Origin of the sequence: Micromonospora sp. 050-3 (assembly GCF_046549335.1) — a bacterium.
GTDB classification, from domain to species: domain Bacteria; phylum Actinomycetota; class Actinomycetes; order Mycobacteriales; family Micromonosporaceae; genus Micromonospora; species Micromonospora trifolii.
On the sequence record NZ_JAJPVX010000003.1, the window covers coordinates 608286 to 621712 of the forward strand.

General features: G+C 71.3%; 14 protein-coding genes. 6 read left to right on the forward strand and 8 right to left on the reverse strand.

Features of this window, described 5'->3' with window-relative positions; translation table 11 throughout:
• Positions 1 to 37: 37 nt before the first annotated feature.
• Positions 38 to 652, reverse strand: a complete 615-nt coding sequence (locus tag ACLJOK_RS30885) for a DUF1349 domain-containing protein (RefSeq protein ID WP_410822018.1) — start codon at positions 650 to 652, stop codon at positions 38 to 40.
• Between the two features lie 85 nt (positions 653 to 737).
• On the opposite strand from ACLJOK_RS30885, the gene ACLJOK_RS30890 reads away from it, so the two are divergent.
• On the forward strand, positions 738 to 2390 hold the full coding sequence (locus ACLJOK_RS30890; protein ID WP_410822225.1) for an alpha-amylase family protein: 1653 nt from the start codon (positions 738 to 740) through the stop codon (positions 2388 to 2390).
• A gap of 43 nt (positions 2391 to 2433) precedes the next feature.
• Positions 2434 to 3192 (forward strand): 3-oxoacyl-ACP reductase FabG, encoded by a 759-nt coding sequence (gene fabG / locus ACLJOK_RS30895; protein ID WP_238688508.1) that lies wholly within the window; start codon positions 2434 to 2436, stop codon positions 3190 to 3192.
• Positions 3193 to 3261: 69 nt separating this feature from the next.
• On the opposite strand, the gene ACLJOK_RS30900 is transcribed toward fabG, so the two are convergent.
• From ACLJOK_RS30900 to ACLJOK_RS30910, 3 genes are all read right to left on the reverse strand, one after another.
• Positions 3262 to 3678, reverse strand: coding sequence for a hypothetical protein (locus ACLJOK_RS30900; protein WP_410822019.1), 417 nt, complete (start codon positions 3676 to 3678; stop codon positions 3262 to 3264).
• Positions 3671 to 4063 (reverse strand): hypothetical protein, encoded by a 393-nt coding sequence (locus ACLJOK_RS30905; protein ID WP_410822020.1) that lies wholly within the window; start codon positions 4061 to 4063, stop codon positions 3671 to 3673. The genes ACLJOK_RS30900 and ACLJOK_RS30905 overlap by 8 nt, the downstream gene beginning before the upstream one ends.
• Positions 4064 to 4201: 138 nt before the next feature.
• Positions 4202 to 4564 carry a cupin domain-containing protein gene (locus ACLJOK_RS30910; RefSeq protein ID WP_410822021.1) on the reverse strand — a complete coding sequence of 121 codons (363 nt, stop codon included), beginning with the start codon at positions 4562 to 4564 and terminating at the stop codon, positions 4202 to 4204.
• 231 nt (positions 4565 to 4795) lie between these two features.
• Here ACLJOK_RS30910 and ACLJOK_RS30915 point away from each other — a divergent pair, with 231 nt between their 5' ends.
• Positions 4796 to 5704 (forward strand): Gfo/Idh/MocA family protein, encoded by a 909-nt coding sequence (locus ACLJOK_RS30915; RefSeq protein WP_410822022.1) that lies wholly within the window; start codon positions 4796 to 4798, stop codon positions 5702 to 5704.
• A 126-nt stretch (positions 5705 to 5830) separates the two neighbouring features.
• On the opposite strand, the gene ACLJOK_RS30920 is transcribed toward ACLJOK_RS30915, so the two are convergent.
• Positions 5831 to 6022 (reverse strand): DUF2795 domain-containing protein, encoded by a 192-nt coding sequence (locus ACLJOK_RS30920; protein WP_238670564.1) that lies wholly within the window; start codon positions 6020 to 6022, stop codon positions 5831 to 5833.
• Between the two features lie 128 nt (positions 6023 to 6150).
• Between ACLJOK_RS30920 and ACLJOK_RS30925 the strand changes: the two genes are divergently transcribed.
• Complete coding sequence (locus ACLJOK_RS30925) at positions 6151 to 7407, forward strand: erythromycin esterase family protein (RefSeq protein WP_410822023.1); 1257 nt, start codon at positions 6151 to 6153, stop codon at positions 7405 to 7407.
• Positions 7408 to 7515: 108 nt separating this feature from the next.
• On the opposite strand, the gene ACLJOK_RS30930 is transcribed toward ACLJOK_RS30925, so the two are convergent.
• The 3 genes from ACLJOK_RS30930 to ACLJOK_RS30940 form a co-directional block, all read right to left on the reverse strand.
• Complete coding sequence (locus ACLJOK_RS30930; RefSeq protein ID WP_410822024.1) at positions 7516 to 9735, reverse strand: MMPL family transporter; 2220 nt, start codon at positions 9733 to 9735, stop codon at positions 7516 to 7518.
• The gene (locus ACLJOK_RS30935; protein ID WP_410822025.1) at positions 9735 to 10322 is read right to left on the reverse strand and encodes a TetR/AcrR family transcriptional regulator; all 588 of its coding nucleotides are present in this window, start codon (positions 10320 to 10322) and stop codon (positions 9735 to 9737) included. The genes ACLJOK_RS30930 and ACLJOK_RS30935 overlap by 1 nt, the downstream gene beginning before the upstream one ends.
• 105 nt (positions 10323 to 10427) lie before the next feature.
• Entirely contained in the window at positions 10428 to 10856 is a 429-nt protein-coding gene (locus ACLJOK_RS30940) for a winged helix-turn-helix transcriptional regulator (RefSeq protein ID WP_410822026.1), read from the reverse strand.
• Between the two features lie 79 nt (positions 10857 to 10935).
• On the opposite strand from ACLJOK_RS30940, the gene ACLJOK_RS30945 reads away from it, so the two are divergent.
• Complete coding sequence (locus ACLJOK_RS30945) at positions 10936 to 12420, forward strand: MFS transporter (protein WP_410822027.1); 1485 nt, start codon at positions 10936 to 10938, stop codon at positions 12418 to 12420.
• A 31-nt stretch (positions 12421 to 12451) separates the two neighbouring features.
• Positions 12452 to 13411, forward strand: a complete 960-nt coding sequence (locus ACLJOK_RS30950) for a DNA polymerase domain-containing protein (RefSeq protein ID WP_410822028.1) — start codon at positions 12452 to 12454, stop codon at positions 13409 to 13411.
• Positions 13412 to 13427 lie beyond the last annotated feature (16 nt).

The following is a 13427-nucleotide window of genomic DNA, read 5'->3' on the forward strand; positions in this document are numbered from 1 at the left end:
AGGGTCATACCCAGCGGGGCCCGCACTACACCTGCGCTCAGTGCTCCGGGTGCAGTGCGGTGTCCGCCGGTCCCTGCCTCCAGCCGGTGAAGACCACGCTGAGACCGGCGCGGGACGGCGCGCAGCAGAACGGCCCCGCCACGGCCTCGGCCGTCGGGTCCAGCGGGGCGAGCCGGACCAGTTGCCACGGCTCGTCGTCGACCCGGGCACGGATGGTCAGTGCGTCGCCGGCCCGGCTGACCCGGACGGTCACCTCCCGGCCCGCCCATTCCGGCACCGGCCCCACGGACCAGTCGGAGAACTCCCGGGTCACCACCGCGCCGAGCTGCGCCTCGCCGTCGCTGATCTCCACACCGGCCTTGGTCCAGGTGCGTTCGTCGACGCGGACGAACGCGCCGGCCTGGTCGAACTGCGCCGAGAAGTCGAGCCGGAAGCTCACCTCCATGGCGGCGCCCACCGGCAGCGGCGCCAGCAGGGCCGGGCCGTTGTCGTGCACGAAGCCGTAGCTGGTCCGCCGCCAGAAGTCGCTGTCCGCCGCCGGCTCGACGATCAGCTCGCCGGCCGAGCCCTCCTCGACGCGTACCGGCGGGTGCAGCCAGCTGCCCCGGGACCAGTCCAACAGTTCGCTCGGCGGTACGAGGTCGTTCTCCATGACGGCACGGTAACCAACGCCGCCCCGCGCCTGCCGCCCGCCGGACGGGTTTGCCGCGGTGATCGAACGGAGATGTTCCTTCGGCATGGGTGACCGTTGGTATTCCGAAGCTGTCGTCTACTGCCTCGACATCGACACGTACGCCGACTCGGACGGCGACGGGGTCGGTGACATCCGTGGGCTGATCGGGAGGCTGGACTACCTGGCCCGGCTCGGGGTGACCTGCCTGTGGCTGCACCCGATCCACCCGTCGCCCAACCGCGACGACGGCTACGACGCCACCGACTTCTACAACGTGGACCCGCGCTTCGGCACGCTGGGCGACTTCGCCGAGCTGCTGCACCAGGCGCAGAACCGGGGCATCCGCGTGATCATCGACCTGGTGGTCAACCACACCTCCGACGAGCACCCGTGGTTCCAGTCCGCCCGCTCCTCGCCGGACTCGCCCTACCGGGACTGGTTCGTCTGGTCCGACACCGAGCCGGACGACCGGCACCAGGGCATGGTCTTCCCCGGCGAGCAGGACGAGACCTGGAGCTACGACCGGACCGCCAAGGCGTGGTTCTACCACCGGTTCTACAAGTTCCAGCCGGACCTCAACTTCGCCAACCCGCAGGTCCGGGACGAGATCAAGAAGATCATGTCGTTCTGGCTCCAGCTCGGTGTCTCCGGCTTCCGGATGGACGCTGTGCCGTTCATCATCGAGCTGACCGAACCGGGCAACCCGAACTCCCCGAAGGACTTCGAGTTCCTCACCGAGATGCGCCAGCACGTCCAGTGGCGCCGCGGCGACGCCGTCCTGCTGGCCGAGGCGAACGTCGAGCCGGACCAGCTACCGACGTTCTTCGGCGACGCCAGCGGTTCCGGCAACCGGATCCACATGCTCTTCGACTTCATGCTCAACGGTCGACTCATGCTCGCCCTGGCCCGCGAGGACCCGGAGTCGCTGATCGAGGCGCTCCGCGACACCCCGAAGCTGCCGGTCGGGGGGCAGTGGGCCACCTTCCTGCGCAACCACGACGAGATCGACCTGTCCCGGCTGACGACCGAACAGCGCAACCAGGTGTACGCGAAGTTCGGCCCGGACGAGAACATGCGCATCTACGACCGGGGCATCCGTCGCCGGCTCGCCCCGATGCTCGGCAACGACCGGCGGCACATCGAGCTGGCGTACGCCCTCCAGTTCTCGATGCGCGGCACGCCGGTACTGCGCTACGGCGAGGAGATCGGGATGGGCGAGGACCTGTCGCTGCGGGGTCGGGACGCGATCCGTACCCCGATGCAGTGGTCGTACAAGCCGAACGCCGGCTTCTCCACGGCGGACCCGGAGAAGCTGGTCCGCCCGGTGATCGACAAGGGTGAGTTCGGCTACCAGAACGTCAACGTCACCGCCCAGCGCGGCGACGCCAAGTCGCTGCTCGCCTGGTTCGAGCGCATGATCCGTACGCTGCGGGAGGCTCCGGAGATCGGCTCCGGCTCGACGACCCACATCGACGTGGCGATGCCGGCCGGAGTGCTCGCGCACCGGGCCGACGGGCCGACGGGGACGATGGTCTTCGTGCACAACCTCAGCACCGAGGACGTCGAGGTGGACCTCAGCAGCCTCGAGCCGGAGGCCGACCTGCCGATCGACGTGCTGGCCGACCGCGGCTACGGAGAGTTGGGCAAGCTCGGCGCCGTGAAGGTCTCCGGCCACGGATACCGGTGGATTCGCCTATGCCGAGGGTCGGCCTGTTGAGGTTAAGCTCCTCCGATCGACCCCAAGTTACCGGGAGGTAATCATGTCGGAGGAGTCCCGCGTCGCCATCGTCACCGGAGCCGCACGCGGCATCGGCGCGGCCACCGCCCGACGGCTGGCCGCCGACGGAATGGCCGTCGCCGTGGTCGACATCGAGGAGGCGGCCACCAAGGAGACGGTGGACGCCATCGCCGGGGCCGGTGGCCGGGCGCTCGGGGTGGGCGCCGACGTGTCCGACCGGGACCAGGTCGAGGCGGCGGTGAGCAGGATCGCCGCCGAGTTGGGCGCGCCCACCGTGCTGGTCAACAACGCGGGTGTGCTCCGCGACAACCTGCTGTTCAAGATGACCAACGCCGACTGGGACACGGTGATGGGGGTGCACCTGCGCGGCGCGTTCCTGTTCAGCCAGGCCGCCCAGAAGCACATGGTGGACCGGAAGTGGGGGCGGATCGTCAACCTCTCCAGCACCTCCGCGCTGGGCAACCGGGGCCAGGCGAACTACGCCGCGGCCAAGGCCGGTCTACAGGGCTTCACCAAGACGCTCGCCATCGAGCTGGGGCCGTTCGGGGTGACAGTGAACGCTGTCGCACCCGGCTTCATCGTCACCGACATGACGGCGGCCACCGCCGCCCGCATGAAGGTCGACTTCGACGACTTCCAGAAGCACGCCGCCGCCGAGATCCCGGTCCGTCGCCCGGGCCGGCCGGAGGACGTCGCGCACACCATCTCGTTCCTGGCGAGCGAGGGCGCGGGCTTCGTCTCCGGTCAGGTCATCTACGTCGCGGGCGGCCCGCGGGACTGACAGGTACCTCACGACGAGGGCGTTCCGGCAGGTGAGCCGGCGCCCTCGTCGCCGGGTCTCCTCGCCGGGTCAGGCGGGTGCGCGGCGGGTGCGCCAGAGCCAGATCAGGCCGAGCACCGGCAGCACCAGCGGGATGTAGCCGTACCCGCTGCCGAACTGCGACCAGACCGTCTCGTCCGGGAAAAGATCCTTGTCGACAAGGCTCAGGACGCCGACCGCTACCACCCCGACCAGCTCCACCGAGCAGCACACCAGTGCGACCCGACGGCCGGTGTGCCCGGCGCGGGCCAACCCCACCGCCGCCACGATGTAGATGAGCGCGGCCACCCCGGACAGCAGGTACGCCACCGGCGCCTCGTCGAACTTGGTGGCGATCTGCAAACCCGCCCGACTCGTCGCCGCGATGGCGAAGAGCAGGTAGACAGCGATCAGCAGCCGACCCGGGCCGGAGTTCGTGCGCTGCCGAGCCGGTCCTGTCTCAACCACCGAGCACCTCCCAGGTCTGCTGCAACCTGACCACCACCACCGGGGCCACCAGGCAGACCGCGCACACGATCGCCGAACCCCAGCGGGTCGGTTCCATCCGGGCCAGCACCCAGGCCAGCGGCGGCAGGCACACCAGCGTGACCAGGTAGCCGAAGAAGGCGCCGGGTTCGCCGGGCCGATCCCCGCCACCGACCGCGACGAGCGCCAGCACACTCAACACCAACAACGCCACTTCGAGTACGGCCAGACCGACGAACTGCACCCGGTCCGGTGGCCGGTGGCGTACCGCCGCCACCAGCGCCCACAGCGCCACGAGCAGCGACAGCACGATGGGCACTGTCGCGACGATCCCGTCCACCGGCGAATCGGCGCCCACGCTGGTCACCGGCACCACCCGGTCGTTGCCTCGGTCACCGGCACAGCCTACTAACCGTCGTAGTAAAGGGGTGCCCTGCCTCTCCGCGTGTGACGCGCGCCCGTCGAGGGGTCCGCAGCCCCGGTGCCCACGCTTCTCGGGTGGGCGTCAGTCGTCTGCTTGCAGCCAGTAGACGGAGATGGCGAGGAGCGGGTCCGGTCCGTCGTTCCGAATCTGGTGCGGCACCCTGCTGTCGAACGCCGCGACGTCGCCGGCCCGCAGGACGCCCGTCCGGTCGGCAAACGTCAAGGTGCCGGTCCCGGCCACGATGATCCACACCTCACGAGACCGGTGGACGTCGAGGTCGTTGGAGGTGTTCGGGGCCACCGACCAGCGAGCGACCTCGAACGGGGCGGACGCCGTGGACGGGAACGGCAGCAGCGCGCGGTGCACGGGGCCGCCCTCGGTGAAGTCGTACCAGTGTTCAAACGTCACGACACCGCTGGTGATCGCTGGATCCGTGCTCGGCATGTCGTCGAGACTGCCTGGCCGCACCTGGTGTGTCTGGCGGCAATCGGACCTGAGGCTACCGAGAGCGGCGCAGGCGGTGCCGCCAGTCCGACGGGTAGCTCGACAAACGACCCGGAAACGAAGGTGGGCTGCTTCGATTGGTCGAACCCGCCGCCGTCATGGCCGCCGGGGCGACTAGCGTGGATCACGTCCGTGGCGTTGCCGCGGTGCGGGGAAACAGCGGAGGTACACGTGCTGCGGTTCGGCTTGTTCGGCACCGGTCACTGGGCGATCGAGACGCACGGGAAGGCGCTGCACGCGCATCCCGATGCCGAGTTGGTCGGGGTGTGGGGCCGCAACCCGGAGCGGGCCTCCGCGCTGGCCGAGCGGTACGGGGTGCCCGCCTACGCCGACGTCGACGCGCTGATCGAGCAGTGCGAGGCGATCGCCGTCGCGCTGCCGCCGGACATCCAGGCCGACATCGCGGTCCGGGCGGCCCGCGCCGGGCGGCACCTGCTGCTGGACAAGCCGCTGGCGCTCAGCGTGGCCGAGGCCGACCGGGTCGTGGCCACCGCCGAGGAGTCCGGGGTCGCCTCGGTCGTCTTCTTCACCCAGCGTTTCCAGCCGAACGTGACAGCGTTCCTCGCCGCCACCGCCGCCGCCGGGGGCTGGCAGCACGGTCGGACCACAGCGTTCGCCTCGATCTTCCAGGACGGCAGCCCGTACGGCGGCTCGTTGTGGCGTCGGGAGCACGGGGCGCTCTGGGACATCGCCCCGCACGCCCTCTCGATCCTCCTGCCGGTGCTGGGCCGGGTGACCCAGGTGGCGGCGATGGACGGACCGAGCGGGATGGTACATCTGCTGCTCACCCACGAGGGCGGCGCCACGAGCAGCGCCTCGCTCTCCCTTGATGCTCCGACCGAGTCGATGGCCAGGGAGTTCGTGTTCTACGGCGAGAACGGCATTGAGGACGTCCCGTTCGGCGAGAACGACGCCGCGACCGCGTTCGGCGTCGCCATCGACCAGCTCGTCGAGCAGGTGCAGGCCGGCACCCGGGACCACAGCTGCGACGTCCGCTTCGGCCGCGAGGTCGTCGCCATCCTCGCCGCCGCCGAAACCGCCCGAACCGAATCCCGCACCATCCCCGTCCCGCTCCCCTAAACCCCACCCTCACCCGTCAACCCGGTGATCATGGAGTTAGCGGCGCGACACGCCGTGGCGGACGGCAATAACCTCATGATCACCGAGGCCGGGCCGGGGCCGGGTTGGGGCCGGGTTGGGTTGGGTTTAGGTGGGGGTGGAGAGGGCGGCGTTCAGTTCGTCGGGGGAGTTGAACTGGTCGGGTGGTAGGGCCTGGAGCATCTGCAGCATTGCCGTGCTGGCCCCGTTCTCCTGACCCCAGCGGATCAGGTCCTCCCGGGAGACCGGGTAGTCGAGCCCGGCCAGGTACTCCTGCAACTGGACGCCGGTGACGGTCATGTCGGCCGGCTACCCGCTCGCGGTGGTCGTACACCGGTGTGGTTGGGGCCCACGACGGCCCGGCGGCCGGCGTGTCGGCCCGCGCAGCGCGCACGGTTTGCCGCAGTGGCGGCCGGGTAGCCGCTGGCATGCTGGTTCAGCGGCTCGGCGCGCCGAGCGATTTCGACCCGTTGCTGGAGCGCGTTCGAAACGCCCGGGTGGTGATGATCGGTGAGTCCACCCACGGCAGTTACGACTACTACCGGTTGCGTGAGCAACTCACCCGCCGGTTGATAGCGGAGTGCGGTTTCTCCTTCGTCGCCGTGGAGGGTGACTGGCCCGACTGCGATCGGGTGCACCGTTCGGTGACGGCCGCGCCGGGCGGCGCACTCGAACCGCAGCTCGCACTCGAGGCGTTTGAGCGATGGCCGACCTGGATGTGGGCCAATGCCGAGGTGGGTCGGTTCGCGAGCTGGCTGCGGGCCTGGAACGTGGAGCGGCCGGAGGAGCAACGGGCCGGGTTCCACGGGCTCGACGTGTACAGCCTCTGGGAGTCGATGCAGGCGATCTTCGACTACCTGGGGGAGGAGGACCCGAAGTCGCTGGAGGCGGCGCAGGACGCGTACCGATGTTTCGAGCCGTACGGCAAGCGGGTCGAGGAGTACGGCGCGGCCAGCCGGTTCGTCTCCGCCCGCTGCGAGGAGGAGGTCGTCCGGTTGCTCGCCCGCACCCGCGAGCACGCCCTCTCCGACGGCCCCGACCGCTTCTCGGCCTGGCAGAACGCGGAGGTGGTGGCCGGTGCCGAGCGGTACTACCGGGCGATGGTGGCCGGCGGGCCGGACTCGTGGAACATCCGCGACACCCACATGCAGGACACCCTGGACCGGCTGTTGGACCGGTACGGTCCCGACGCCCGGGGCATCGTCTGGGCGCACAACACGCACGTCGGGGATGCGCGGGCCACCGACATGGCCGCGGACGGGATGGTCAACATTGGTCAGTTGGCCCGGGAGCGGCACGGCGAGGACGCGGTGGCCCTGGTCGGCTTCGGCAGCTACCGGGGCACTGTGATCGCCGCACCCCGTTGGGGTTCGCCGCCCGAGGCGATGGTGGTGCCCCCGGCTCGGGAGGGCTCGATCGAGCGGCGGTTGCACGAGCTGATGCCGGAGCGGGCGGTGCTGATCTTCGGCGGCGACGACCAGCCGGGCTGGGTCACCGAGACCGTTGACCACCGGGCGATCGGAGTTGTCTACGACCCGTCGTTCGAGTCCTGGGGCAACTACGTGCCCACCCGGCTCGGCGACCGCTATGACGCCTTCATCTGGTGCGACGACACCACGGCCCTGCACCCGCTACCGGTGCCGGCGGTCCCCGGCGAGATGGAGACCTACCCGGCCGGTGTCTGACCGCCGCTCGATTGCGTCGATCATGGAGTTGTGGTGCTGGACGAAGGCCCCTCATCGGGGCACGACGGGCACCACAACTCCATGATCGACCGGGTCCGGCGGGGTGGGTCAGACGTGCGTCGGGGTGCGGTCTTCGAGGTGGGTGCGCAGGCCCTCGCCTTCGATGTCCACGTTGGGCAGGGCGCGGTTGAGCCAGCGGGGCAGCCACCAGGCGCGGTCGCCGAGGAGTGACATCACCGCCGGGACGATGGTCATCCGGACCACGAACGCGTCGATGGCGACACCGATGGCGAGCGCGAAGCCCATCGACTTGATCACCGGGTCCTCCAGGAAGACGAAGCCCCCGAAGACCGAGATCATGATCAGCGCGGCGGCCGTGACCACCCGTGCGCCGTGCCCCATGCCGCTGATGGTGGCCTGTCGGGCGGTCTCACCGTGGACGAAGTCCTCCCGCATCCGGGACACCAGGAACACCTCGTAGTCCATGGCGAGCCCGAACAGGATGCCGATGAGCAGGATCGGCAGGAAGCTGATCAGCGGGCCGGGCGTGTCCAGGCCGACGAGGTCGGCGAGGTGTCCCTGCTGGAAGACGGCCACAGTGATGCCGAACGTTGCGGCGACGGTGAGCAGGAAGCCCAGCGCCGCCTTGATCGGCACCAGCAGCGAGCGGAACACCAGCATCAGCAGCAGCACCGAGAGCCCGACCACCAGCAGCAGGTAGATCGGTAGCGCGTCGGAGAGCTTCTCGGAGACGTCGATGCCGATGGCGGTGACGCCGGTGAGCAGCACGTCCGCGTCGGGGATCCCGCTGACCGCGCCACGGATGTCGTGCACCAGGGTCTCGGTGGCCTCGTCGGTCGGGCCGGTCTTCGGCACCACGCCGAGCAGCGCGGTCCGGCCGTCCGGGCTGAGCTGGGGCGGCGCCACCGCGAGGACGTTCTCGGTGCGCTGGAGCAGGGCGGTGACCTGCGGCACGGCGGCCGAGGTGGCCTGTGGCGTGTCACCGGCGACCACCACCGCGAGCCGGCCGGTGAAGCCCGCTCCGAAGCCCTCGACGGTCAGGTCGTTCGCCACCCGGGCTGGTGAGCCGACGGCGGCCGTCGCGGCGCCCGGCAGTGCCAGCCGCATGTCCGGCGTGGGCAGCGCGAGCAGCCCCAGGCCGAGCAGGCCGACCAGGATGACCGGTACCCGGAACCGGGTGACCAGTCGCGCCCAGCGGAAGCCGAACCGGTTGCGCTCCTCGGTGGTGGTCCCGGCCGGCCGGTCGGTGACGTCCGAGTCGTCCTCGTCGGCGGCGGTGCCGTCGGTGGGAACGGAGCGGAGCCGGCGGGGGAGCACCCGGCGACCGGCGAAGCCGAGCAACGCCGGCTGGAGGGTGATGGCGACCAGCACGGCGACGGTGACAGTGCCGGCGGCGGCGAGACCCATCACGGTGAGGAACGGGATGTCCACCACGGCGAGCCCGGCCAGGGCGATGACCACTGTGGCGCCGGCGAAGACCACTGCCGAGCCGGCGGTACCCACGGCCCGGCCGACCGCCTCCTCCGGGGACAGGCCGTCGAGCAGGTTCTGCCGGTGCCGGGAGGTGATGAAGAGTGAGTAGTCGATGCCGACCGCGAGACCGAGCATCAGGGCCAGGATCGGCGCGGTGCTGGTGAGCTGGACGACGCCGCTCAACGCGAACAGTCCGGCCATGCCGGCGCCCACGCCGATCAGCGCGTTGAGCATCGTCATGCCGGCGGCGACCAGGGAACCGAACGTGATGATCAGGACGATCGCGGCGACCAGCACGCCGAGCGCTTCGGTGGAGCCGATTTCCGGCTCGCCGCCGAGCACCTCACCGCCGGGGGCGACCTGCCAGCCCTGCGCCTTGGCGGCTGCGCCAACCTCCTCGTACGCGGTGCGCTGCTCGTCGGTCACGTCGTCCCCGCCGGTGGCGAACTGGACCTGGACCAGCGCGTACCGGCCGTTGGGTGAGACCGCGCCGACCTGGAGCGGGTTGACCGCACCGACCACGCCGGGCAGTGTCGACGCCTGCTGGACGAGCTCCTGCACGACGGCCTGACCCTGCGGGGTGGCCAGTTGGCCGTCGGCGGGCGCCTTGACCGCGATGGTGCCGGTGGCGCCGCTGGCCGCGGGGAACTGGTCGGCCAGCAGATCGAGAGCGCGCTGGCTCTCGGTGCCGGGCATTGTGAAGTTGCTCGCCGTCGGGCCGCGCAGGGTCGCCGCGGCCAGGCCGGCGCCGACGAGTACGACGAGCCAGAGCGCGACGACGAGCCGTCGCCGGCGCAACGCGCCCCGGCCGAGCCGGTAGAGCAGGGTGGCCATCAGGAGTCCTTGTCCTCGGTCGTGGGTGGATGGGGCAGGGGTGCGTCGACGGGCTCGACGGCCCGCCGGGCGAGGGTGAGCAGGGCAGGGCGCAGTTCGTCGTCGGGGATGTCGACGAACTCGGCACACGCCTCGGAGATGCCGGCGAGCAGTACCAGCGCGGCGATCCGGGCGCCCGGCCGGTCGGAGTGCCCGGCCAACGCGTCCCGCAGCCGGTCGGAGATCTCCTGGATGTGCGCGAAGGCCGGCTGGCACAGCAGTTCCGGGAACTCGCCGCGCAGTACGGCGATCTCCTGCCGGAACCGGACCGCGAGGTCGACGAAGCCCTGTGCGGCGACCTCCTGGGCGGCAGCTCCGGTCAGGCCGGTGAGCTGGTCGTCGAGGCTGCGAAGCACCTCGATCGCGGGGGCCATCAGCTCGGCGAGCAGGGCTTCCTTGTTGGCGAAGTGGTAGAGCACCGTGGCCTTGGAGCAGCCGACCTCCCGGGCGATGTCCTGCAACGAGGTGCCCCGGTAGCCGGTCACCGTGAACTGCCGCGCCGCCGCGGCGAGGATCTCGCCGTGCGTGTCGGGTACCGCTCTGACCATGCCCGGTCCACCTCCCGCAGACCAGCATGCCTGACCGATCGGTCAGACCCTGACCGATCGGTCAGACAGAAGCGGTGGCGTTCACCACACCCCTGGCGGGTTTTATCAGGTCTGCTGGGCGTCGTACCTGGTCCGCGCCTCGGCGATGGCCCGGCGGTGCCGCTCGGCCCAGCTGGTCAGCGCGACCAGCGACTCGTAGAGCTCCAGCGCCATCGGGGTGGCGGTGTATTCGACCTTGGGCGGGACGGTCGGGTAGACCGTGCGGTGCAGCAGGCCGTCCCGTTCCAGGTTGCGCAGCGTCAGCGTGAGCATCCGGCGGCTGATCCCCTCGATGTGCCGCTCCAGCTCGGTGAAGCGCACCGGGCCGTGCGAGGCGGCCACCAGGATGCCGATGCTCCACTTGCCGCCGACCCGGTCGAGCACCTGGCGGACGGTGCACGCCCGGGCCTGACCCGGTGCGAACGGCACGTTCTCGGCCGTGCAGGTCAGTGCGGCCTCTACCGGCATGGACACATCGCTGTTCCTCTGGGACATCAAAGTGCCTCCTTCCGCTCCGGTTCATGGTCACAGACGATGACCTCGGTAACAAACCGTGCACCAAGGAGGGGTTTTCGTGGAGCGTGTCGTCCCATCCCGTTGGCCGGCGCTGCTGGTGCTCTGCGCCGGCAGCCTGATGATCATCCTGGATGGCACAGTCGTCGCGGTGGCGCTGCCCGCCATCCAGCGCGACCTGGGCTTCAGTGCCGCCGGCCTGGCCTGGGTGGTGAACGCCTACCTGGTCGCGTTCGGCGGGTTGTTGCTGCTCGCCGGCCGGCTCGGTGACCTGCTGGGCCGGCGCAGGGTCTTCCTGGCCGGCGTCGCGCTGTTCACGGTGGCCTCGCTGGCCTGCGCGGTCGCCACCGGGCCGGCCCTGCTGGTGGGCGCGCGGTTCGGGCAGGGCGTCGGCGGCGCGCTGGCCATGGCCGTCAGCCTCGGCATGATCGTCCGGCTCTATCCCGAAGCGGCCGAACGGGCCCGCGCCATCGCCGTCTTCAGCTTCACCGGCGCGGCCGGTGCCTCGGTCGGCACTGTCGCCGGAGGGGTGCTCACCCAGGCCGCCGGGTGGCGGACGATCTTCCTGGTCAACGTGCCGATCGGGGCGGCCATCCTCATCGCGGCTCTCCGCCGGCTGCCGGCCGAACGAGGGATCGGTCTGCGCGCCGGCCTGGACCTGCCCGGCGCGCTGCTCGCCACCGCCGGTCTGATGGCCGCCGTGTTGGGCATCGTCGGAACGGGAGAGCACGGCTGGACCAGCCCTCGGACGCTCGGCGCGGTGGCCCTCGCGGCGCTGCTGCTCGGCGGGTTCGCGCTGCGCCAACGGGTGGCGGCGGCCCCGCTGGTGCCGCCCCGGGTGCTGCGCGTCCCGGGTCTGGTGGCGGCGAACGCCGTGCAGTTCCTCATGGTCTGCGCGTACTTCGGGTTCCAGTTCCTGCTCGCCGTGGAGCTGCAACTGGTGCTGGGGTTGGACGCCGCCGCGACCGGCTGGGCCTTCCTGCCCACCCCGGTCGTGATCGCCGTGGTCTCGCTCGGCCTGGCCGGTCGGCTGATCGCCCGCTTCGGTGCCCGGATGGTCCTGCTGGTCGGGCTCGGCCTGGCGACCGTCGGCTTCCTCCTGCTCGCCCGGCTGCCCGCCGACGGCGGCTACGTCGTCGACGTACTCCCGGCGATGTTGATCTTCGGGGTGGCCGGCGGCCTGACCCTGCCGGCGGTCACCACACTGGCGATGGCCGGCGCTACCGACACCGACGCCGGGCTCGCCTCCGGCCTGGCCAACACCACCCAACAGGTCGGCGGAGCGGTTGGCCTGGCCGCACTGGCCACCCTGGCCGCCACCCGCAGCGACGGGCTGCGTGCCGCCGGCTGGGCCGAGACCGCAGCGCTCGCCGGCGGCTACCGGACCGCGTTCGCAGTGGCCGCCGGTCTCGTGGTCGCCGCGTGGCTGGTGGCGCTGACCACAGTGCCCCGACGCCCGGCCGCGGCGTCGTCGGCGGCCGACCCGTCGGAATCGGCGGGGGTGGGCGCCGGAACCGATCCGTACCGAAGCGCCGCGTCCAGTTGACCGACGGCAGCGAGGCCGGGAGGGTGGTCGGGTGAGCAAGGCTGACGAGACCCGGGACGGCGTGGCCCTGACCAACCTGGACCAGCCGCTGTCCGACCGCGACGACGCGACGAAGCGTGACCTGGTCGACTACCTCGACGCGGTCCGGGACCGAATCCTCCCGCAGTTGCGGGGCCGGCCGCTGTCGGTGATCAGGGTCCGCCCCGGCCAACCGCCGTTCATGCAGAAGAACCTGCCCCGCTACACCCCGGACTGGGTCCGCCGGGCGCCGGTCTGGGCGGAGGCGTCGCACCGGGAGATCTCGTACGCCCTCTGCGACGACCGCCGCACCCTGCTCTGGTTCGCCAACCAGCGGGCGGTGGAGTACCACCCGACGCTGGCCACCGTGGCGGACCTGCACCGCCCGACCCACCTGATCCTCGACCTGGACCCGCCGGACGGCGACGGGTTCCGCGCGGCGGTCGACGCCGCCCTGCTGGTTCGTCAGGCGCTCGCCGATGCCGGCCTGGCCGGCGCCGTCAAGACCAGCGGCGCCAAGGGCGTGCACGTCTTCGTCCCGGTGACCGACGAACCCACTGCCGAGGAGTTGGCAGCCGCCACCCGTGCGCTCGCCGTCCGCGCCGAGCGTCTCGACCCGGCGCTGGCCACCACGGCCTACATCAAGGAGGACCGGGGTGGCCGGGTCTTCGTGGACGCCACCCGGGCGGGCGGGGCGACAGTGGCCGCCGCGTACAGCCCCCGGCTGCGCCCGGGGATGCCGGTCTCGTTCCCGGTCGACTGGGCCGACCTGACCGCTGTGACGCCCGCCGATTTCACCATTCGGACCGCGCCCGCACTGCTCGCCGACGGCGACCCGTGGGCCGCGCTGATGCCGGCCCCGCAACCGCTCCCCGCTGACCTGGTCGCCGAGGGCCGGACCATCCCGGTGGCCCGGGTGCAGGCCATGCACGAGGGGAAGCGCCGGGCCCGCGCCCGCCGCGAGGCCGGCTGACCGGCTAGTCGGGCCC